Origin of the sequence: Sphingobium aromaticiconvertens (assembly GCF_037154075.1) — a bacterium.
Lineage (GTDB): Bacteria > Pseudomonadota > Alphaproteobacteria > Sphingomonadales > Sphingomonadaceae > Sphingobium > Sphingobium aromaticiconvertens.
This window is the reverse complement of sequence record NZ_JBANRJ010000001.1, coordinates 1,188,400-1,209,275: the sequence shown is the minus strand read 5'-3', so window position 1 is coordinate 1,209,275 and position 20,876 is coordinate 1,188,400. Positions and strand designations below refer to the sequence as shown.

Annotated in this window: 15 protein-coding genes; 6 read left to right on the top strand and 9 right to left on the bottom strand. The window is 62.3% G+C overall.

All coding sequences use genetic code 11. The features are described 5' to 3' along the window. The 3 genes from WFR25_RS05825 to WFR25_RS05815 are packed head-to-tail and all read right to left on the bottom strand — an operon-like array spanning position 1 to position 2,402. Positions 1 to 624, bottom strand: a complete 624-nt coding sequence (locus tag WFR25_RS05825) for a glutathione S-transferase (protein WP_336969439.1) — start codon at positions 622 to 624, stop codon at positions 1 to 3. Then, a complete protein-coding gene (locus WFR25_RS05820; RefSeq protein WP_336969436.1) occupies positions 621 to 1,775 on the bottom strand; it encodes a sterol desaturase family protein in 1,155 nt (384 codons plus the stop codon). The genes WFR25_RS05825 and WFR25_RS05820 overlap by 4 nt, the downstream gene beginning before the upstream one ends. Before the next feature lie 27 nt (positions 1,776 to 1,802). Beyond that, positions 1,803 to 2,402, bottom strand: coding sequence for a TetR/AcrR family transcriptional regulator (locus WFR25_RS05815; RefSeq protein ID WP_336969433.1), 600 nt, complete (start codon positions 2,400 to 2,402; stop codon positions 1,803 to 1,805). A gap of 106 nt (positions 2,403 to 2,508) precedes the next feature. Here WFR25_RS05815 and WFR25_RS05810 point away from each other — a divergent pair, with 106 nt between their 5' ends. Together WFR25_RS05810 and WFR25_RS05805 are read left to right on the top strand one after the other, a co-directional pair. Next, a complete protein-coding gene (locus WFR25_RS05810) occupies positions 2,509 to 5,478 on the top strand; it encodes a DUF2339 domain-containing protein (RefSeq protein WP_336969431.1) in 2,970 nt (989 codons plus the stop codon). 47 nt (positions 5,479 to 5,525) lie between these two features. Then, complete coding sequence (locus tag WFR25_RS05805) at positions 5,526 to 8,924, top strand: acyl-[ACP]--phospholipid O-acyltransferase (protein WP_336969430.1); 3,399 nt, start codon at positions 5,526 to 5,528, stop codon at positions 8,922 to 8,924. Between the two features lie 4 nt (positions 8,925 to 8,928). On the opposite strand, the gene WFR25_RS05800 is transcribed toward WFR25_RS05805, so the two are convergent. Both WFR25_RS05800 and WFR25_RS26680 read right to left on the bottom strand, forming a co-directional pair. Then, on the bottom strand, positions 8,929 to 10,578 hold the full coding sequence (locus tag WFR25_RS05800) for a M20/M25/M40 family metallo-hydrolase (protein ID WP_336969427.1): 1,650 nt from the start codon (positions 10,576 to 10,578) through the stop codon (positions 8,929 to 8,931). A 292-nt stretch (positions 10,579 to 10,870) separates the two neighbouring features. Next, complete coding sequence (locus WFR25_RS26680; RefSeq protein ID WP_473829104.1) at positions 10,871 to 11,086, bottom strand: hypothetical protein; 216 nt, start codon at positions 11,084 to 11,086, stop codon at positions 10,871 to 10,873. On the opposite strand from WFR25_RS26680, the gene WFR25_RS05795 reads away from it, so the two are divergent. After that, positions 11,000 to 12,412: a glycoside hydrolase family 2 protein gene (locus tag WFR25_RS05795; protein ID WP_473829114.1), complete on the top strand. Its 1,413-nt coding sequence runs from the start codon at positions 11,000 to 11,002 to the stop codon at positions 12,410 to 12,412. The genes WFR25_RS26680 and WFR25_RS05795 overlap by 87 nt on opposite strands. A 35-nt stretch (positions 12,413 to 12,447) precedes the next feature. Here the strand turns inward: WFR25_RS05795 and WFR25_RS05790 are convergent. The 3 genes from WFR25_RS05790 to WFR25_RS05780 all read right to left on the bottom strand — a co-directional run bounded on the left by WFR25_RS05790 (position 12,448) and on the right by WFR25_RS05780 (position 16,856). Then, positions 12,448 to 13,811, bottom strand: a protein-coding gene (locus WFR25_RS05790) for an IS3 family transposase (RefSeq protein ID WP_336967452.1) whose coding sequence is annotated in 2 segments (ribosomal slippage) — positions 12,448 to 13,461 and positions 13,464 to 13,811 — 1,362 coding nt in all. Because the reading frame shifts where the segments join, the coding sequence is not laid out codon by codon here. A gap of 44 nt (positions 13,812 to 13,855) precedes the next feature. After that, positions 13,856 to 14,572: a tyrosine-protein phosphatase gene (locus WFR25_RS05785; protein WP_336969424.1), complete on the bottom strand. Its 717-nt coding sequence runs from the start codon at positions 14,570 to 14,572 to the stop codon at positions 13,856 to 13,858. Between the two features lie 16 nt (positions 14,573 to 14,588). After that, on the bottom strand, positions 14,589 to 16,856 hold the full coding sequence (locus tag WFR25_RS05780; protein WP_336969421.1) for a TonB-dependent receptor: 2,268 nt from the start codon (positions 16,854 to 16,856) through the stop codon (positions 14,589 to 14,591). A 252-nt stretch (positions 16,857 to 17,108) separates the two neighbouring features. Here WFR25_RS05780 and WFR25_RS05775 point away from each other — a divergent pair, with 252 nt between their 5' ends. From WFR25_RS05775 to WFR25_RS05765, 3 genes are all read left to right on the top strand, one after another. Further along, positions 17,109 to 18,284, top strand: a complete 1,176-nt coding sequence (locus tag WFR25_RS05775) for a TetR/AcrR family transcriptional regulator (protein ID WP_336969419.1) — start codon at positions 17,109 to 17,111, stop codon at positions 18,282 to 18,284. A 202-nt stretch (positions 18,285 to 18,486) separates the two neighbouring features. Further along, the gene (locus WFR25_RS05770) at positions 18,487 to 19,140 is read left to right on the top strand and encodes a DUF4126 domain-containing protein (protein ID WP_336974727.1); all 654 of its coding nucleotides are present in this window, start codon (positions 18,487 to 18,489) and stop codon (positions 19,138 to 19,140) included. Positions 19,141 to 19,152: 12 nt separating this feature from the next. Continuing rightward, entirely contained in the window at positions 19,153 to 19,434 is a 282-nt protein-coding gene (locus WFR25_RS05765) for a GlsB/YeaQ/YmgE family stress response membrane protein (RefSeq protein ID WP_419723146.1), read from the top strand. 431 nt (positions 19,435 to 19,865) lie between these two features. On the opposite strand, the gene WFR25_RS05760 is transcribed toward WFR25_RS05765, so the two are convergent. After that, on the bottom strand, positions 19,866 to 20,858 hold the full coding sequence (locus tag WFR25_RS05760; protein WP_336969418.1) for a bile acid:sodium symporter family protein: 993 nt from the start codon (positions 20,856 to 20,858) through the stop codon (positions 19,866 to 19,868). Between the last annotated feature and the right edge of the window lie 18 nt (positions 20,859 to 20,876).

The window sequence follows — 20,876 nt, the reverse complement described above, 5'->3', positions numbered from 1 at the left end:
TCAGGATAACAGAATGGGCGGATCGCCCTCCCGCCACGCGGGCCGTCGCACCATCGCCCGCTCGAACAAGTCCGATCCTATATGCGCCGCCAGCCAATGCTGCAGGCGCGGCAACGATCGTGCAGCAAACCAGTCTGGCTCCACCGCTGCGAACTGGCGGACAAAGGGGAACAGCGCGATGTCCACCAGCGTCCGCGTCGGCCCGCACAAATGCGGCGTTCGGGCCAGCCGCGCCTCCAGCGGGGCGAGGAGGTCCAGCGCCGCCGCACGATGGCCCAGCGGATCGCTGCCATGCCGCTCGGGATATTTATAACGGTCCAGATGATGTTTGAACGGCCCGTCATTGGCCGCGATCAATTCCGCATCGTCCCCCGCCAGCCAGCCTTCGGGATCATTCCGGGTCAAGGCATGGCGCATGATATCCAGACTCTCGTCGATCACCGCGCCCTCGGCTATCACCAGCACCGGCACCGTCCCCTTGGGGGAGGCTGCCAGCATCGCCGGCGGTTTGTCGCGCAGCGCAACTTCTCGGATCTCGACCGCCTGCCCGCTCACCAGCAACGCCATGCGCGCCCGCATGGCGTAGGGGCAGCGGCGAAAGCTATAGAGTATCGGCGCATTCACTCCGCTTCAGGCGCGCTCACGCCCCGGCGGAACGGATAGGCGAACTGCGCCCAATAACCCTGCGGCACCTTCTCCGGCACGCCATAGCCGCTCGGCCATGCGCTCTTTGGCAAGTGATGGGTGCCGAACAGACGGTCCAGAAACGGGAAATGGATGGCGAAATTCTTGTCCACCGCCACATCCTCGATTGCATGATGCCAATGGTGAAAACGCGGCGTGGCGACAAAGTGGCCGAGCCAGTTGAAGTCTCCCCGCAGATTGGCGTGCAGCAGCGAGGAGTAGATATAGACGAAACCGATATAGGCCTGCATCACCGACGGCAAGAAACCCAGCGTCAGCAGCGGCAGGGAGGTTACGCCGCGCAGGGCGATAATCTCGAAAAAGTGCATCCGCGCACCTGCCAGCCAGTCCATCGCTTTCGCCGAATGATGCACCGCATGGAATCCCCACAGGAAGGGAAAGCGGTGAAAAGCGCGATGGAACCAATATTGCGCCAGATCGGTCAGCAACACGACTTCAACGAACTGGAGCGGCCAGGGCTGGCTGGACACCAGCGCGCGGAAGTCGGCAAGACCGCTTGTCGATGCGTTGATGAAGCCTGATGGCGCGAGCGCGAGGAAAGTGATGAGCTGGACCATCATCGAACTGAGCAGATAATAGAACAGGTCTTCCCGCCATTCCTGCCGAAACAGACGTTGTTGCGCCCGTCGCGGGAACAGCCGCTCGATCGGCGCGAACATGAGTCCCGTCGCGATCATATTGACCGCGAAGAAATCGACGCCGAAGAAAATGCCCCAGTCATGCGTCTCACGCGGCTGGACTTCCGCACCGCCCAGCAAGGTCGCCAACAGGGCGATGACCAGCGCGGTCGCGCCAATCGCCTTGCGCGGGCGCAGCAGCAGGCTGAGCAACGCAAGCGCATAGCCCCCGATCAACAGGAAATGGACGAGCGGCCGCAAGCCGCCCCATTCGCGCACCATGGCCAGTTCGGGCATGGCGAACCAGTCCGGCCAGCGCAGCGCCATCACCATGCACAGACCCGCAATGGCGAGCAGCAGCCCGAAAAAGCCGGAGAACCAGCCGCTGCCAAACCGCCGCACCGCGATGGGCGATTGCAGGTCTTTTTCCAGCCTCTCGAACCAGCTTGCCATCTTCCGTTCCCCTGCCCCCGGATATTTCTACAATCTTGCCCCGGCCGCTGCCAGCGACTCCTTGACCCGCGCAATCGCCATTTCAAGTGGCTCGGTTTCCCCCAGCAAGGCGAAGGTGCCGTTCAGCGCGAAGGTGCAATGGCCGTGGACGGTCGCGACCAGCGAACGCGCCAGACGCGGAGCGCCCGCCTTTGCATCTTCAGGCAGAATCGCGGCGACTTCCCTGACCACGATCGCAGTCAGGCTGGCACGCTGCTCGGCATAGCTGTCCGGCTGGGGAATATCCGGCGGCAGGCGATGATCGTAGATCGCCATCCAGATATTCTTGTTTTCGAATGCGAAGCTGAAATAGCCCTCGACCAGCGCCGCGATGCGGTCATCTGGCAGGGAGGCCAGCAGGGCCTCCAGATGTTGCGCCCACAGGGTAAAAGTGTGGGTATTGATGGCGGCAATCAGGCGATCATAGCTGCCAAACACATTATAAAGGGTGCCAACCGCATAACCGATCCGCTTCGCCACTTCGCGCGAGGAAAAGCGGGCAAAGCCGACCTGCGCCATATGACGATGTCCTTCCGCCACGATCAGGGCCTCCAGTTCTGCCCTGCTATGATCCGATCGCCGTCCCATGATCGCCTGCTACCAATGCAATTGATCACTGTCTAATTATTTTATTGAACAGTGTCTAATTTTAACTTACGACATCCTCATCTCGGGCTTGGAGAGGCATCGACTTATGCTGGTTGCTTTCATACTGCTGATCCTTGGCATCATGGCCTTCGACGCGAAGAAGCGCCTGAAGGCGCTCGAAAGCCGACTCGCCATGCTGGAAACAGAGCGGGCCGTGCCGGATGCATCGTCCTCAAACGATGCCTTCCACGAGAGCGCGGAATCCCGGTCATCGCCCGCCAGGGTGGTGTACACCAGACCCTGGGCAGATGAAGCTGCACCACCCGCCGCAGCGATCCCGGCTCCCCACGAAGCCGAACCTGCCGATACGCAAGCCCCGCACGCCATGGAAGGGCAGATGGATAGCGGCACGGAGCAGAGAGAGGCGCCCGTCCACCCTGAACCCGCTCAGTCCGAACCCGCTCAACGCCAGTCTGCCAAGCCCTCCTTCGGCTTCGAAGAGCTGTTTGGTCGCCGCCTGCCGATCTGGGCGGGCGGCGTGACGCTGGCCGTTGCTGGCGTGCTGCTCGTCAAATATTCAATCGACGCCGGGCTGCTGTCGCCACTGGTGCGTATCCTGATGGGCCTGGTGTTCGGCGGCGCGCTGATCGGCGGCGCGGAGCTTGCGTTGCGGCAGGAGGAGCGGGTGCGCGATCCGCGGGTGCGCCAGTCGCTGGCCGGCGCGGGCCTTGCGACCCTGTATGCAAGCATCCTCGCCGCCCACACCCTCTATGCTCTGGTCGGCCCGACGACCGCCTTTATCGGCCTGGCTGCTGTAACTGCATTGGCGATGGGGCTTGCGCTCCGCTTCGGTGCACCCAGCGCCCTGCTCGGACTGGTCGGCGGATTGGCAGCCCCGGCGCTTGTTAACGCGGGCCAGCCCAATATTCCGCTGCTTAGCTGCTATCTCGCCCTTGCGATCGGGGGCCTGTGCGCGCTGTCACGCACCCAGCGCTGGATGTGGCTGGGCGTGAGCGCGCTCATCGGCGGAGCGGGCTGGGGCGCGGCGTTACTCGTCATGGGTGCGCTGGACATGACGGCCTCCATCTCGGTGGGCCTGTTGCTGCTGGCATTAGGTATCTTTCTGCCCCTCTTCGCCTTCTCCGGTACGCGCGGCACGATCATCCGCGTTGGCGCCGCCATCGTCGCCGCCGCGCAGATGGCGGCTTTGGTCGCGACCGGCGGCTTTGCGCTGCTTAACTGGGGCCTTTTCGGCCTGCTCTCGATCGCGCTGGTCTGGCTCGGCGGTCGTGAAAAGAGCCTTCGCCCGCTGAGCGCTGTGGGCCTTGGCGTGGCGCTGCTGCTCGCGGGCGCCTGGACCGCACCCAATGCGGGACAGTTCACCCTCGTCATGCTCATTATGGCAACGATCTACGGCGGTGGCGCGCTCTGGCGCCTGTGGCGCGTGGGCGGCAGTCTGGTAGAGGCCGGGCAGATTGCCGGACTGACGCTGGGCGGCGTTGCCATCAGCATGATCCATTTCTATCGCCCGGATGCCAGCCTGGACGGCGGGTTCGGGCTGCTCGCCCTTGCCGCCGCCATGCTGCCCGCAATCGCCATGGCGCTGGGCTGGCGCAACGCCGGTCGCCGCGACGATGCGCGTTTTGCACTGTTGGCGACAATAACGGCCCTGCTGCTGGTTGTCGCCGGTGGTCTGGGGCTGTTCGCATGGACGCTGCCGATCGTGATCGCGATCGTGGCTACCGGACTGCTACTGCTTGCCGAACGCGCGGACGACCAGCGGGTCGAATGGAGCAGCTGGGCCTTTGCCTTCAGCGCGATCGTCGGGCTGGTCGCGGGCAGGGACGGGGAGTGGCAGGCCATCCGCCTGTTGGGTGAGACGGCGCCCACCGCATCGTTCGAGCCTTTTCTGCGCTGGGCGATCGTCGCTCTTGTGGCCGCCCTGTTCGCATGGCGCGCACGCTTTATTGATGAGGGCAAGCTGGTCGCTCAAAGCGCCGCCATAGTCCTCGGCTATGGCGCACTGGCGCAATGCCTGTCATCGACCACGCTCCCCGTGGTGACAGCGCTCGGCCTTCCCCTGCTGGCCCAAGCCGCCCGACGCCTGCGTCAAAACGGCCTCTTGCCAGCGTTCAGCACGCTCAGTCTGATCCTGTTGCTCTGGGCGATCTGGCCCATGGCGGAATGGAGCGCACAGGCTTTCACCTCTCTGCTCGGCGAACCCATGTTGGCCAGCGCGCTTCCCGGCCTTGGCGAAAGCCTGCGCCGCCTCGCCATACCGGCCTTGCTGCTGGCCATCGCCCTGTGGCATGCGAAGGGCGCCATTCATCCGCTGGCCTGCCGAGCCTCGGCCGTCGCAGCGAGCGCCATGGGCGGCATCGCCCTGCACATCGGCTACAAGCAATTGTTCGCGCTGTCGGACATGGCTGACGTAACCCGGCTGGCCTTGGCCGAACGGACAGTGTGGGAGGCTCTATTGCTGGCCGCCGCCTATGCCGTCTGGCGCTTTGCAGGTGCGCAGCTTGCGGCGCTGGTCCTGCTGGGCGTCGCTCTTGGGCACAGCATCCTTTATACGCTGCTGCTCCACAATCCGCTCTGGTACGCGCAATATGTCGGCGTCCTGCCCATCCTCAACCTGCTGATCCCTGCCTTCGCAATACCGTTCGCGGCGTTGTGGATGGCGACGCGCATCCATCCGGATCTTGCCGGAAAGCTCGCCCGACCGGCTGATCTGCTACGGATGCTGGTGATCATCCTGTTCGCCACCGCCACGCTGCGGCACCTGTTCGCAGGGTCCATCCTCACCATTCCGGGTCTTGGCGAAATGGAGGATATATTGCGCTCCGTGCTGGCGCTTGGCCTTGCGATCGGCTTCCTTCTATGGGGTATTTGCACCAATAGCCGGGACTGGCGCATCGCATCGCTGCTCTTGATGCTGGCGGCGGTCGCCAAGGTGTTCCTGTTCGATGCCTCCGGCCTTCAGGGGCTGCTCCGCATCGCGTCTTTCCTGGCGCTGGGCTTCAGCCTGATCGGGATCGGCTGGCTCTATAATCGCGTGCTGCGCGCACCTGAATAGTAACATCCCGTTGATCTTTGCTGCATAATCCAGACCCGAAGGGGTAAATGATGTCCGCACCTGATCTTTCGCTGCTTGGCAAACGCCGCTTCGCGCCGCTGTTCGTGGTGCAGTTTCTGGGCGCCTTCAACGACAATCTGCTGAAGTTCGCGCTGCTGTTCCTTGCCAATTTCGGCCTCTATCATGCGCAGCCCGACAAGGCGGAAATGCTGGCGACGATCGCCACCGGGCTGTTCATCCTCCCCTATTTTCTCTTCTCCGCGCTGGCCGGACAGGTGGCCGACGCCTGGGACAAGGCCAAGCTGGTTCGCGCGGTAAAGGCGGCCGAAGTCGTCATCATGGGGATCGCCCTCACCGGCTTCTGGCTGCAATCCGTGCCAATGCTGCTGTCCTGCCTGTTCCTGATGGGGCTGCATTCCACCCTCTTTGGTCCGGTCAAATTCTCCATCCTGCCCCAACATCTGGGACCGCAGGAGATTATGGGCGGCACCGGCCTCATAGAAGCGGGCACCTTCATCGCGATACTGAGCGGCCAGTTGCTGGCGGGCGTCATCCCGCCATGGGAGGCAGGCGTCGTCGCCATCTGCCTGGCAACACTGGGCTTCCTCATCAGCCTGGCCGTGCCGCCAGCCCCCACGGTCGTTCCCGGCCTGAAGATCGAACGCAATATCTTCAAAAGCACATGGCACATATTGAAGGCCGCGCGCCACGGTCGGGGCGTGTGGCTGTCCATCCTGGGCATAAGCTGGTTCTTCGCGATCGGCGCGGTCCTGCTGGCCGAATTTGCGCCCTTGGTGAGCGGTGTTCTGCAAGCAAAGCAGGAAGTCGCCACCTTCTTCCTGCTGATCTTCTCGCTCAGCGTCGCGCTCGGTTCGCTACTGGTGAACCGGCTGCTGGGCGGCGCGGTGTCGGCGCGCTTCGTGCCGGTTTCCGCGCTGGCGCTGGCGAGCTTCATGATCGACCTGTGGCTCTCCACCACAGCCTATGTGCCGACGCGGACGGGCGCGGGCATTGCCGATTTCGTGGGGTCCGCCGGTAGCTGGCGGATCATGGTCGACCTGTTCGGCATCGCCTTTGCCGGCGGCATGTTCATCGTGCCGCTCTATGCCATCCTGCAAACGCACAGCCCGCGTGAGGAACGCTCGCGCACCATCGCGGCGAATAACATCGTCAACGCGGCGATCACGGTGGTGGTCGTCGTCATCGTCACGCTGATGCTGGCGCGCGGGGAAAGCGTGCCTGGCGTCATCGGCGTCATGGGTTTTGCGACCCTGTCGATCGCGCTCATTTCCTGCTGGCTGCTGCCCGAAACAGTCATCAAATCCATCGTGCGCGGCCTGCTGCGCCTCTGCTACCGGGTCGAAGTGAGCGGGGCTGAAAATATGCCGCAGGTCGGCGAACCCGCCGTCGTGGTGGTGAACCATGTCTCCTTTCTCGACGGCCTGCTGTTGGCCGCCTTCCTGCCCGGCAAGCCGACCTTTGCGGTCCACACCAGCATTGCTCGCGCCTGGTGGATAAAGCCCTTCCTCGCTCTGTTCGACGCCTTCCCGGTCGATCCCACCAACCCGATGTCGGCCAAGGCAATGGTGAAGGCGGTGCGTGAAGGCCGAACATTGGTGATCTTCCCCGAAGGCCGCATCACCGTCACCGGCGCACTCATGAAAGTGTTCGACGGTCCCGGCATGGTCGCGGACAAGGCCGATGCGCCGATCATCCCGGTGCGGATCGACGGCGCCCAGTTCACCGCCTTCTCCCGCCTGCGCGGCAAGGTGCGCCTGCGCCGCTTCCCCAAGATCAGACTGACCATCCTCCCCCCGCGCCGTTTCGCCATAGAGGGCGAGATGACCGCCCGCGCGCGTCGCGCCATCGCCGGTCGCCGCCTCTATGACGAGATGAGCCAGATGATGTTCGCCACGTCGGACACGGACCAGACGCTGTTCCAGGCGCTGCTGGAGGCAAAACATGTTCATGGGCCAAAGGCGCCGGTCGTCGAGGATGTGAAGCGCGAGCCGCTAAATTATGCCCGGCTCGTCACCGGCGCGTTGGTGCTGGGCCGCGCGCTCACCCGTTCGACACGGCAGGGGGAGGCAGTCGGCGTACTTCTGCCCAATGTCTCGGCCGTGGTGGCGACCTTCTTCGCGCTCCAGTCGACCGGGCGCGTGCCCGCCATGCTGAACTATACCGCTGGCCTCGCCAATCTGAAGGCCGCCTGCACCGCCGCGCAGGTCCGCACCATCATCACCGCCCGCGCCTTTGTGGAACAGGCGAAGCTGGGCGATATCGTGACCGCATTGGAGGCCGAAGGGATCACGATCCTCTGGCTGGAAGATCTGGCCGCGACGATCGGCACGGGCGCGAAGCTGCGCGGCCTGATCGCCAGCCGCTTTGCCGCGCGGTCCCACGCCCGGCTCCGCATTGGTCCCGACGCGCCTGCGGTGATTTTGTTCACCAGCGGATCGGAGGGGCTGCCCAAGGGCGTCGTCCTCACCCATCGCAACCTTCTGTCCAATTGCCGCCAACTCGCCGCGCGGATCGACTTTAATTCAGCCGATGTCGTGCTCAATGCCCTGCCAGTCTTCCACAGCTTCGGTCTGACCGGCGGCACCTTGCTGCCGATCTTCCATGGCGTAAAAACCCTGCTCTACCCCAGCCCGCTGCATTACCGGATCGTGCCCGCGCTGGCCTATGACGCCAATGCGACGATCCTGTTCGGCACCGACACCTTCCTGTCGGGCTATGCGCGGATGGCGCATGGCTATGATTTCTACTCGCTGCGCTACATCTTCGCAGGGGCCGAGCGGGTACGCGACGAAACGCGCAAGGCCTATGCCGAGAAATTCGGCCTGCGTATCCTTGAGGGCTATGGCGCGACCGAAGCGGGACCAGTCATCGCCGTCAACACGCCGATGCATTTTCGCGCAGGATCGGTCGGGCGCCTGCTTCCCGGCGTCGAAGCATGGCTCGACGAAGTGCCCGGTATCGCGGAGGGCGGACGCCTGTCGATCCGTGGCCCGAACATCATGGCGGGCTATATGAAGGCGGACGCCCCCGGCCTGTTGCAGCCGCCGTCAGAGGGGTGGCACGATACCGGCGATATCGTCACGATCGACGATCAGGGCTTCGTCACGATCCGGGGCCGCGCCAAGCGCTTCGCCAAGATCGGCGGCGAGATGATCTCCCTGCCCGCCGTGGAGGGCTATGCCGCCACCCTCTGGCCCGACGCGGACCATGCCGTCGTCACCCGCCCCGACCCGCGCAAAGGCGAACAGCTTGTCCTGTTCACCACCTGCAAGGATGCCAAGGCGAACGCGCTGCACGTTTGGGGCAAGGCCAATGGCGTCACGGAACTGGCGATCCCCCGCGAAATCCGGGTGCTGGACGCACTGCCGTTGCTGGGCACGGGCAAGATCGACTATGCGACCATGACGGAACAGGCGACGGCATAGGCGACTATTTACGGACCGCGGCGCTCTTGTCGCGAATGGCCTTGAACTCCGATCCGGCCTTCCACTCCGGCCAGTGGCTGGAGGTGGCGAGATCGCGCCCGATCGCGAGCATCAGGTCGATATCCTGTGCCGCGCCATCCAGCTTCCAGTCCGGTCCCCAGGCGTCGCAGGCCTGATGATAGCATTTGCCGGTATAGGAATCGACCCAGGCCTGCCCCGCCGCACGGCCACCCTCGACCAGATCGGATGCCCCGGCAATGCCCATCAGCAGGAGCACCGGCACGCCGCGCTTGGCCATGGAAAAATGGTCGGCGCGGTAAAAAAGGCCGCGTTCGGGCAGGCTTTCCTGCGTCACCACCCGGCCCTGCGCGGCGGCGGCTTGGGTCAGGTCATCCTCCAGCGTGCCCTGCCCCTTGCCGACCAAGATCACATCCTTCGCCTTGCCCGCCGTCTGCAATATATCGATGGCCAGATTGGCGACGGTCTTGTCGAGCGGATAGACCGGGTTCACCGCATAATGTTCGGACCCCAGCAGGCCGCGCTCCTCGGCGGTCCAGGCGGCGAAGACGATGCTGCGGTCGGGCGCTGGCCCAGCCTTGAAGGCGCGGGCGATCTCGAACAGCCCGGCAATGCCCAGCGCGTCGTCATTGGCGCCCGCGCGATAGACGCGGCCCTGCGCGTCTGGCGCGCCCTTGCCATAGGCGTCCCAGTGCGCGCCATACATCACCGTTTCGTCCGGGCGTTTCGCGCCGGGAATACGGGCGAGGACATTGGCGCTGCGGACGACTTCTTGGCGAACCGGGAAGGCGGCGGAAAAAGTCGCGCCTTTCAGGTCTACGGGGCGGAAGCTCTTTGAGCGGGCCTGCTTGCGAAGCGCGGCGAGATCCTGCCCCGCACCCGCGAACAAGGCGGTGGCGGCACCGCCCTCGATCCAGCCCTGTACCGCCAGGCTCGTCACCTTGTCGGGCGCACGGACGAGGTCGTAATTCTCGCCACCGGGGCTGACGACGACATTCCAGCCATAGCCTGCCCCCGGCGTGTCATGGACGATCAACGCCGCAACGGCACCGCGCCGCGCGGCTTCCTCGAACTTGTAGGTCCAGCGGCCATAATAGGTCATCGCCCGGCCACCGAACTTGCCCACCGCATCTTCGCCCTTCACCGCCTCGAAATCCGGGTCGTTGATGAGGAAGACGGCCACCTTACTCTTCAGGTCCACGCCCTTATAATCATCCCATCCGCGTTCGGGCGCGGACACGCCATAGCCGACGAAGACCATCGGCGCCTTGTCGACCGCCACCTTGTCCTTGGGTTGCAGGGTGGAAAGATAGACCTGGTTCCCCACGGTCCAGGGGGTCGCGGCGCCGCCCTGCGCCACGGCCAGCGTCTGTGCCTCGCCAAGCCGGGTGTGGAGCAGCGGCACGGGCTGGACCCACTGGCCATCCGGGCCGCCCGGCTCCAGCCCCAGCGCCTCGAACCGGCCGACCAGATAGCCGATCGTCCGCTCCTCCCCCGCCGTGCCGGGCGCGCGCCCTTCGAACAGGTCGGAGGCGAGGGTGCGGACCGATTGTTCAAGCTGTTTTGGCGCGATCGTCTGAGCGGATGCGGGAAGGGCAATGAGGCCAAGGGCCACGGTCAGAAAGCGCAATGTCATTCGACGGCCTTACCCTCCCGATGCACGGAGGAAAAGAGGCGCACCCAGGTCATATCACTTTATGGGATCATGCTTTACATATCGGAACTCTCCGCTATCTTCCCCTGAGCCGTAAGAGCGTCGGGAGAGTAATCAGGTTATGGGTATTTCCAGCAAGATAGCGATGGCCGCGATAGCTCTGGCCTTCGCGCTTCCAGTCGCGGCGCAACCGACCGGCTCGCAATCGCTGGATGCGGACTGGCGCTTCCTTTAGGGCGACACCGCTGGCGCGGAGCAGCCCGCCTTTGCCGATTCAGGTTGGAAACAGGTCAGCCTGCCCCATGACTGGGCGATTGCCGGTCCCTTCGACAAACATGCGCCCGCCACCGGATCGGGCGGCTTCCTGCCGAGCGGCGTCGCCTGGTATCGCAAGCATTTCACCCTGCCCGCCAGCAGCGCCAACAAGCGCATCTTCGTCGAATTTGACGGGGTGATGGAACGATCGGGCGTGTGGATCAACGGTCACCATGTCGGCCATCGCCCCAATGGCTATGCCAGCTTCCGCTATGAGATCACCCCCCATCTGAAAACCGACGGCAGCGAAAATATCCTCGCGGTCCGTTCCGACACATCGTCGCAGCCCGCATCGCGCTGGTATGCCGGGTCGGGCATCTATCGCCATGTGCGCCTCATCACGCTGGGCGACGTCCATGCCGACACATGGGCGACGACCGTGCGCGTCGGGAGGCTGGACGCCGCCGCCGCCAGCCTCTCGATCGCCAGCAGCATCACCAATCAGGGCAAGGCGCCGGTCGAGGGACGGCTGGAAGCGGTCATTCAGGGACCGGACGGCCGCGCCCTCGCGACATTTACCGGCGCACCGATCGCCTTGCTCGCCGGACGCAGCACCCCCCTCTCCATCACCGGCACCCTCACCAAGCCGCGCTGCTGGGACATAGACGATCCGGCCCTGCACAGCGCGCTGGTCCGCGTCCGCGGCACCGATGGCGCGATCCTCTATGAAGAGCGCGTGTCCTTCGGCATCCGCGATGCACGGTTCGAGGCGGCGAGCGGCTTCTGGCTCAACGGGCGCAATATCAAGCTGAAGGGCGTGGCGATCCATGCCGATGGCGGGCCGTTCGGCATGGCCGTACCGCTGGCGGTGTATGAGCGTCGCCTGAAGGGCTTGCAGGCGCTGGGCGTCAACGCCATCCGCACCGCGCACCACCCCTTCTCACCCGAATTTCTGGACCTGTGCGACCGCCTTGGCCTTATCGTCATGAACGAGGCCTTCGACATGTGGACGGTGGCGAAGAACAGCCAGGACTATCACCTGTTCTTTACCGACTGGTCCTCCATCGACGCGCGCGATTTCGTGCGGCGCGACCGCAATCATCCCAGCGTCGTCATCTGGTCGATCGGCAACGAAATCCACGATACCCCCTATCCGCTGGTGGCCCAGTCCGTCATCAAACGGCTGACCAGCATCTTCCATCAGGAAGACCCCACACGGCCCGTCACCATGGCTCTGTTCCGGCCCAACACCACCCATGACTATGACAATGGCACCGCCGACCTGCTGGACGTGGTGGGTCAGAATTATCGCGAAACCGAATTGGCCAAGGCCCATGCAGACAAGCCCAGCCGCAAGATCATCGGCACGGAGAACAGCAAGAACCGCGCAAGCTGGCTCGTGGTGCGCGACGATCCGGCCTATGCGGGCATGTTCCTGTGGACCGGCGTCGATTATCTGGGCGAGGCCGACCGCGCCGGATGGCCCGCGATCAGCAACCCCGCGGGGCTGGTCGATCGTGTCTGTCCGTCGTCAGAACATTTGGCACACGTCGCGTCGTAAATTAGCGGAGTGCGGGCCTCGTCTTGGGGTTGATGTTAAGCGGCGAGCCTGCGGTGTTGCAAGCGCCGATATTCGATGGTCTTTCGCTTGATCCTTTCGCGCTGTTTGATGATGGCGGGAGCCCTGCCGAGGTAGGCGTCGGCGGGCGTCACGTTGTTCAGGCTCTCGTGGTAACGCTGGTTGTTGTAATGCTCGACGAAGGCCTCGATCTGGGCCTCAAGGTCGCCGGGCAGGAAGTAGTTTTCCAGCAGGATGCGGTTTTTCAGGGTTTGGTGCCAGCGCTCGATCTTGCCTTGGGTCTGGGGGTGCATCGGAGCGCCGCGTACATGGCTCATCTTCTGGGCATCGATGTATTCCGCCAGTTCGCCCGCGATGTAGCTGGGGCCGTTATCGCTGAGCAGCCTGGGCTTGTGCAGCACGGTGGCGCTGTCGCAGCCGGAAGCCTTAAGGGCCAGGTCCAGCGTGTCGGTGACATCCTCGGCGCGCATGTTGGTGCACAGTTTCCAGGCGATAATGTAGCGCGAGAAGTCGTCGAGCACGGTCGACAGGTACATCCAGCCCCACCCGATGATCTTGAAGTAGGTAAAATCGGTCTGCCACATCTCGTTCGGACGCGTGGTCTGGGTATGGAAGCGATCGGCGGCCTTGATCACCACATAGGCCGGACTGGTAATCAGATCGTGGGCCTTCAACAGGCGGTAAACGGTGGCCTCCGACACGAAGTAGCGCTTCTCGTCGGTGAAGCGCACCGCCAGTTCGCGCGGTGACAGCTCGCTGTAATCCAGCGCCATCTCGACGATCTGGCCCTGGATATCGTCGCCGATGCGGTTCCACACCCGACTCGGCGCCGATGGCCGATCTTCCAGCGCCTCCGGCCCGCCTTCGACGAAGCGATCGTACCAGCGGTAGAACGTCCGGCGGGGGATGCCGAGTTTGTCCAGCGTGTGCTTGGCGGGCAGGTGCGACTGCTCGACGATCCGGATGATCTCGAGCTTTTCGGATGCGGGATACCTCATTCGTCGTCGCCCCCATCCGCGATCATGCTTTTTTTAAGCAGGCGGTTTTCCAGCGTCAGGTCGGCCACGCATTCCTTCAGGGCACGGGCCTCGCGGCGCAGATCCTGCACCTCGCCAGTGGTCGCAGCACGGGCGGTGTCACCGGCCAGGCGCCGCTTGCCCGCTTCCATGAACTCCTTCGACCAGGTGTAATACAGGCTTTGGGCAATGCCTTCCTTGCGGCACAACTCGGCGATGCTGTCCTCGCCGCGCAGACCGTCCAGCACAATACGGATCTTGTCTTCGGCTGAGAAATGGCGCCGGGTCTGCCGCCGGATATCCTTCACAACACGCTCAGCAGGGGCCTTTGTCGGCGAATTTTTCAAGGAGGGTTTGGGCTTCATCTTCGTTCCTTCGTCACTACGACGAAGCCCAAACCCTCCTTAATTTACAACCTCAAATCTGTGCCATTGGTGCTGACGGCGGACAGGGTCGAGAATGCACGATAGCCGTTCGCCATGCCCTCCATCGCCTTGGCCGGGTCGGTCGGCCCGCCCTTTGCTCCTTGCGCCATGGACGCCAATATTCCCGCCATCGAATAGCCGACCGCGTTGTAAGGAATACCGTCCAGCCGGGTCGGCGCGATCACCCTTTCCTCATCGGACCGCAGATCGACCAGATTGGCGATACGCAGCCCCTTCACCTCCTGCACATCGGCATCGGTCAGCATCGGTTGGCCGCCCGAGCGATAGATCATACCCCAGCGGACATGCTTCCCGCCCGCCGCTGCATAGCCTCCCACGTCACGGAAGTTGGAGCCTTGCTCCAGCGGCAGAACACGCTCGGCAACGCGGACCACATCCCCGCTGCGCGTGTCGCGCAACAGGAAATAGGGACGCGCCGTGCCCCTCACCTGCACTTCATGGACGCCATCCTTGTCCTTGGCCGAAACCAGCGTCGCAGACCCGGCGGCGGTGTCCGCCCCGTCAGCCTGCAGCACGTCGACGGCATCGGCATCCTTCCATCGCACCACCAGCCGATCAGGAGAAACGCGCTCCACGATCGGATCAGTGATCGTGCCGGCAAGGGCGGCGGGACCGGCGAGCATCGCCACGAGGGGCAGCGAGGTCAGGGCCGCCGCGCGTATCATCATGCGTGTCATCATCTCTCTTTCCTCTCCGTCAAAAGCGAATCGTGGCTTCAACGCCATAGGTACGCGGTTCGTTATAGATGCCCAGCAGCAGCGACTGCGGGGTTCCCGTCGTGAAGAATGTATGTTGTTCGTTGAACAGGTTACGCGACCAGGCCGAGAGTTGGAGCTTGGCGGTGTCATTGAGCGCGATGTCAGCAAGCGAGAAGCGCGCGTTGACGAGGAAGGAACTATCGGTCAGCATCGGATCGCTCGATTGCGAATGATAGCCGTCGCCACCACTGGCATCGACATGGGCGCGCAGCGTCGCCCAGTCGAGCGGCAGGCTATAGTCGATCGCGCCACTGAAGGCATTTTTCGGCGTGTAGACCAGGAAGACATTGTCCAATGCGTTGTTCTTGAACGGATTGGCCGCCTTGTCGAGGTCGCCCTTGGTATAGGCATAACTGGCCGTCAGGGTCAGGCCTTCGATCGGCGCGATCGTCAGGTCCGCCTCAATGCCCTTGATAGTGCCGTTGCCCTGGGCATTGACCGTCTCGATCGTCGTGCGCGTGGGGCCGCCAGGAACTGCGGAAAGCACGGCATTGAAGTCGATCTGCTGGTTTTTGTAGATCGTCTTGTAGGCGGCGACGTTCAGGCGGACATGGCGGTCGAAAAACTCGCTCTTGAAGCCGATTTCCGACGTTTCCACCTCTTCCGGGGCATAGGAGCGGTATGTGATCGAGCGGGAGTTCGCGCCGCCCGCCCGATAAGCGGTCCCCCACTTGCCATAGAGGTGGATGCTGTCGGTCGCATCAAAGGCGATCGTGAAGGTGGGGTCCACCCGGCTGCTGGAGATACGGAAGGCATAAGGCGTATCGACGCCGTTCACCTTGAACAGGTCGCCATGCTTCTTGTCGCGGGTGTAGCGCGCGCCCGCTGTCAGATGCAGCGCATCGTTCAGGACTGGCGGGGTCCATGTGCCCTGGCCGTAAAGGGCGATGCTGTTGGCGACCGCATCGCTCGCGCGGTCGGGATAGGGGCTGACCTGCCCGGCTTCGAGCGTCGGCAGGCGGGTCGGCATGGCGCTGGCGGTTGCGCCCCACTGCATCGTATAGGGCGCCCAGGCCCAGTCATCGCCTTTCTCATGATAATGATAGGCGCCCGCGACGAATTCGACCCGGTCGAGCGATCCCACGAGCTGCAATTCCTGGCTATATTGTTCCTGGTTCAGGTTCGCGAGGCTGTACCGGGCAAATCGCGCATTCGGTGCGAAGGCACCCTGATGCGCACCGCCATTGTCATATTGGCTCTGGCTGAGCTTGCGATAGGAGCTGATCGAGCGAAGATGGATGCCGTCGGCGACCATCCAGTCCAGATGCAGTGCATGGCCGTGCGTTTTGCCGATACTCAATTGCTCGGGCACGCCGACATCGGCGGTCTTCACGCGATCGGGCTGAACCTTGGCGATGTCGGCGAAGGGTATTGCCGCCGATTTCGCCAGCACCTGCATATAATAGGGCGTACTGGCGTCACGCGAGATGTCGAAATCATACTGGGCGCTGAAATTGTCCGACGGCTCCCACAGCACAGCGGCGTGCATCCCGCGCTGGTCGAGCTGGTTATAATCCTGCTCACCCGCCATCGGATTATCGAGCGTGCCGTCGCGCTTGGTGACGATGCCGTCCAGCTTGACGCTGAAATTGGCGAAGCGGGGCAGGTCGAGATGGGTCTCCACCTTGTAGCCGTCAAAATTGCTGACGCCCATGGTCTGGGTCAGGTGGAACTCGCCCGAAGGCTTGCGCGTAACGATGCTGAGTGCGCCACCGGTGGAGTTGCGACCGAACAATGTGCCCTGCGGACCTTTCAGCACCTCGATCCGCTCAATATCATAGAGGGCCGCGCCAAGGCCCTGCGACCGGCCCAGATAGATGCCGTCAATATAGACACCGACACCCGCATCGCGGCTAGGCTGGTTGGCGTCGAACGGCACGATGCCGCGAATGCCGACGGTCAATGCGGACGTGCGCGAGGCAAAGGGAGCGATACGCAATGAAGGGACGGCGCCATCCATCAGATCCTTGAGGCCGACGACACCGCGCGCTTTGAGGTCATCGCCGCTCAGTACGGAAATCGATACCGGCGTCTGCTGCAAGTTGGTTTCACGCTTCTGCGCCGTGACAGTGATAGCGCCCAGCCCCTCGCTCTCATCAACCATCGGCGTTTCCTCGGCACAGACGGCCGGAGCCATGAAGGCGCTCAATATGGCGGTACTGGTCAGGATGATGCTGCGGATGGATCGGCAATGGAGATTGATCACAAGTTTCGCCCTTTTCGCTTGATGCGCCGGGGCGGCAGCTAGAACGATCGTATGTATCTGCAGTGACGTTTGCATCTCAGTTTGATGACAAAATGCCCGCTATAAAATTATGTTGAACCCATTATTGTCGCGGACTGAAAGCGCCATTCTCTTCCCGCCAATATCCAAGAGCGTCCGATGCCAAGTGCCAAAAAATTGCCAACTAATGCCGACACCCCCTCATTTGATCGTCTGATTCAAGCTGTTATCGATATGTGGGGAAGCCAGGGCCATGGCAGCATATCGGCCCGTACCCTGAGCCGGGAAGCCGATGCGCCGGTATCGAGCATCTATCATCACTTCGAAAATATGGAACATTTGTTTCTTTTGGCGCAGCAGCAGGCAAAAGCTGCCGCGGAACGGTGGTGCCATGCACAACTTGAGGCGCTTGCCGAGGCAGGCATGCTGTCCCCGGACGCCTTTCCTGCCCTGTTTGCGGCGCTGATCGATGATTGGTGTGAAAATAACCGATCGCTCGCCTTCGCCTGGCGCGAGTGCCAGTTGATGGCGATGCGAGATCCACAATATGTCCCGGTTCTTCGGGACTGGCAGGCGCTCTGGCGCGATTTCTGGCAGGACATATGCGCGCGGTGTGATCTGGCGGCCCATGGGGCACTCACAACCCATATGTTCGATGGCGAAAGCCTGTTTCACCTGATGCGGTGGCGACGGATGGTCGATCGCGCCTGCCTGGATGAAACGTGCCGGGGCTGGAGCGAATGGCTTTCGGGCCGTTTGGCGAGCGACGGGGAATGGCGGTTGTTTGCCCGCGAACAGGCGGCGCGGGAGATGCCGGAGTTGAAGATCAGGGGCGAAATCATGGAACGGATCGCCCATGCTGCGGCCAAGATCTTGGCCAGACAGGGCATTGCGGGCCTTACCCACCGCGCCGTCGCCGCGCAGGCCGAACTGACTCTGGGCGTCGTGTCCTATAATTTCCGGTCGAGTGCAGATCTGGCCCGCGCGGCGTTCGAAGTGATCTATCGCCAGGCCGTCGCACTGAGCGGAGGTGCAGTAGCGAAAGAGGAGAACAGTGCGGCATTGGACCTGACCATGTCCCCCGGCGATCATCGCGCGATCGCGAAAGTGCTGCCGGCTCTGGACGAACTGTTGGTGGCTGTTGCCCGTAGCCCGGATATGCGCGCCTTCGCACCGCAGTTGCGCTATTGGCGCGGTCGCACGAGCCGGGGCGCACTCCAGGCGATGATCGGTCCCAAACGGCCGGTATCCCATCTCGACGGCGCGCTGTTCTCGGGCCTCATGACCGGCCATCGCAGGATTTGCATAGGGCTGCCCGCTGAAGACGCATGGGTCATGAGCAACCAGCAAATCTTACGCTTGCAGGCCGTGCTGGGTGCAGGAACATGTGTGGATACAGAAGGCCGTTGAGGTTCTGGACGCTCATTCATGTCAGCGAAATGCGCACGGTGCCCGATCAAGGCCGCGTCCCGGCATGGGCTGCAATTGCGCCGAAAGCGCTCTTATTTCCAGCCATTGTACCATAGGAGCAAGGCACTATAAGCGGCAACCTCGTCCTCTTGCAAAGCATCTCTTCTGGGAGAACGTTGTAAAATAGGTTAGGATGCCTTAAATCTGGGGGGAGGCGGATATAGACGCGCTGGCGCTTATCGGACTGGCAAGCAGTGTCAGCCTTCTATCTGGCTGGCGGCTATATCTATGCATATTTGCCACGGGCCTGGCCATGCGAACCGGCTGGGTCGCGCTGCCCGAGCATCTCCATGGCCTTGCCATCCTTGCCAATCCGTGGGTGATCGGGGTGGCCGCGATCGGTCTGGTTGCCGAATTCTTCGCGGACAAGATCCTTTGGCTGGATTCTATCTGGGACGGTATTCACACGTTGGTACGCCCGGTTGGCGGCGCCCTGCTTGCCATGGCGATCGTGGACCCACAGGATCCAGCCTGGCAGATTGTGAGTCTGTTGCTCGGCGGCAGTGCGGCGCTGTTGACCCATGGCGCCAAGGCGGGCACGCGCGCCGTCGTCAACACCAGCCCTGAACCCGTGAGCAATGTTGCCGTGTCCCTCGTGGAAGATACCGCGACAGGCACGCTGCTGCTGTTTTCACTCTATAACCCGGCAATTGCGATAATCGTCGCACTGTTTCTGGCCGTCGCGGCCATTGCCACCCTACTGCTGCTGCGCCGGATCTGGCGGCGTATGCGCGCAATTTCATCGGGTGTACCCGGTGGAGGAAAGGAGCCGCCACAGCCCATTGGCGGGTCCTGATTGTCAGGATTAATGGGCTTCGCAAGCAGGAGAACAGGAATGGATTATGGAATTATCGGCTGGATTGTCGTTGGCCTGATCGCGGGCGCCCTTGCGAAGTGGATCATGCCTGGAAAAGATCCCGGCGGCATTATCGTCACGATATTGATCGGGATCGCCGGCGGCTTGCTGGGGGGCTTCATCGGCACCAAAATTGGCATTGGCGGCGGCAATATTGTCAATATTCTGCTGGCGACTGCGGGCGCCGTGATTCTTTTGTGGATCTACAGGCTCGTCAAGAGCCGGACTGCCTGATCCGGAAGTGAAACGGGTGGAGAGGCCATGCCTCTCCACCCGCCATTTCATATCAGGATCGACGCTGTGGCGTGCCCATGGTCAGCGGCCGGTGAATTTCCGTGCCAGGCCGGCCTTACCGACTGAGCCGTGCCTGAAGCATGAGAAAATGACGATCTGGCGGAGTAATCCGTCGACGTTTTCATGATTGGCATGCTGCGGAGAGTCAGCTAGTCGAACTGTTGCCTCCAAAACTGGCCAATTTGCTGAAAGTCAGCTTTCCGGCTGAAAGTAAAGAAAACTGCCGTTTTCTTCGCTTAGACATGGCGACTGGCATGGTCCGATGCCGTTAAAAGGGCTATCTAATCCGAGCTCGCATGACATCAACGCCTTCGATGTCCGCAGCAAGAATATAAGCATTGCTGCTTTTTCTGCTATTTTCATCGGGTGGATCAGGCAGCATTGAACTTTGGCGCGGGACTTACGACCGGGCTGGCAGATTTGCCCAATCGCCGTGCGATCAGGGCGCAGGCGATCAGCTGCAACAGGTGAAATAACATAAGTGGCAAAATGAGTTGCCCGACCTGGGTTGCTGGAAAGAGAACGCCAGCTATAGGAACCCCAGCGGCCAGGCTCTTCTTCGACCCGCAGAATAAAAGGACGATTGCCTCCTCCCTGCTAAATCCACATATTTTGCCGATGACATAGGTGAATGTCAGAATGACACCAAGGAGCAATAGACAAAGGCTGGCGACGAGCAGCACAGTCTCGACTGACAACTGGTGCCACAACCCTTCCACAACTGCGGCGCTGAAAGCTGTGTAAACGACGAGCAATATCGAACCCCGGTCAACATAGGTTATTGACGTCTTGTGCCGAGCAACAACGGCGCCGATAACGGGCCGGAGCAGATGCCCTGCAAGAAACGGCAGAAGCAATTGCAGCAGGATCGTTTCGACGGAATGGAGCGAGAGCGACGCGCCTCCCCCCTGCATCAGTAACGCAACCAATGATGGCGTGATCACGATGCCCAAAAGGTTGGAAAAGGAGGCGCTGCAAATTGCAGCCGCGACATCGCCACGGGCAATAGACGTGAACGCAATCGACGACTGCACGGTCGACGGCAACAGCGTCAGGAACAACATGCCTGTCGCCACGAGGGGTACAAGCCCTGGAACCACGCTGATGCCGAGGCCAAGCATTGGAAAAAGGACGAACGTCGTCATCAGAACGGTCAAATGCAGGCGCCAATTGGCCGCGCCTATGATGATCGCCTCCCGCGATAATTTTGCACCATGCAGTAAGAACAGCAGGACTATGCCTATGTCGGCCGCTCCTTCAAACCATTGTGCTCCAACGCCCCGTGCGGGCAGGATTGAAGCAAGCCCGACAGTCGCCAGCAGCGCAAGAATATAGGGATCGACAAGGGCAATCAGTCTTTTCATGACAATGCGTCCGTGAGA

Coding starts and splice junctions, on each gene's coding strand:
- WFR25_RS05820 (WP_336969436.1), bottom strand. CDS start 1,775: ATGGCAAGCTGGTTCGAGAGGCTGGAAAAAGACCTGCAATCGCCCATC.
- WFR25_RS05815 (WP_336969433.1), bottom strand. CDS start 2,402: ATGGGACGGCGATCGGATCATAGCAGGGCAGAACTGGAGGCCCTGATC.
- WFR25_RS05810 (WP_336969431.1), top strand. CDS start 2,509: ATGCTGGTTGCTTTCATACTGCTGATCCTTGGCATCATGGCCTTCGAC.
- WFR25_RS05805 (WP_336969430.1), top strand. CDS start 5,526: ATGATGTCCGCACCTGATCTTTCGCTGCTTGGCAAACGCCGCTTCGCG.
- WFR25_RS05800 (WP_336969427.1), bottom strand. CDS start 10,578: ATGACATTGCGCTTTCTGACCGTGGCCCTTGGCCTCATTGCCCTTCCC.
- WFR25_RS26680 (WP_473829104.1), bottom strand. CDS start 11,086: ATGGTGACCGTTGATCCACACGCCCGATCGTTCCATCACCCCGTCAAA.
- WFR25_RS05785 (WP_336969424.1), bottom strand. CDS start 14,572: ATGATGACACGCATGATGATACGCGCGGCGGCCCTGACCTCGCTGCCC.
- WFR25_RS05775 (WP_336969419.1), top strand. CDS start 17,109: ATGTGGGGAAGCCAGGGCCATGGCAGCATATCGGCCCGTACCCTGAGC.
- WFR25_RS05765 (WP_419723146.1), top strand. CDS start 19,153: ATGGGCTTCGCAAGCAGGAGAACAGGAATGGATTATGGAATTATCGGC.
- WFR25_RS05760 (WP_336969418.1), bottom strand. CDS start 20,858: ATGAAAAGACTGATTGCCCTTGTCGATCCCTATATTCTTGCGCTGCTG.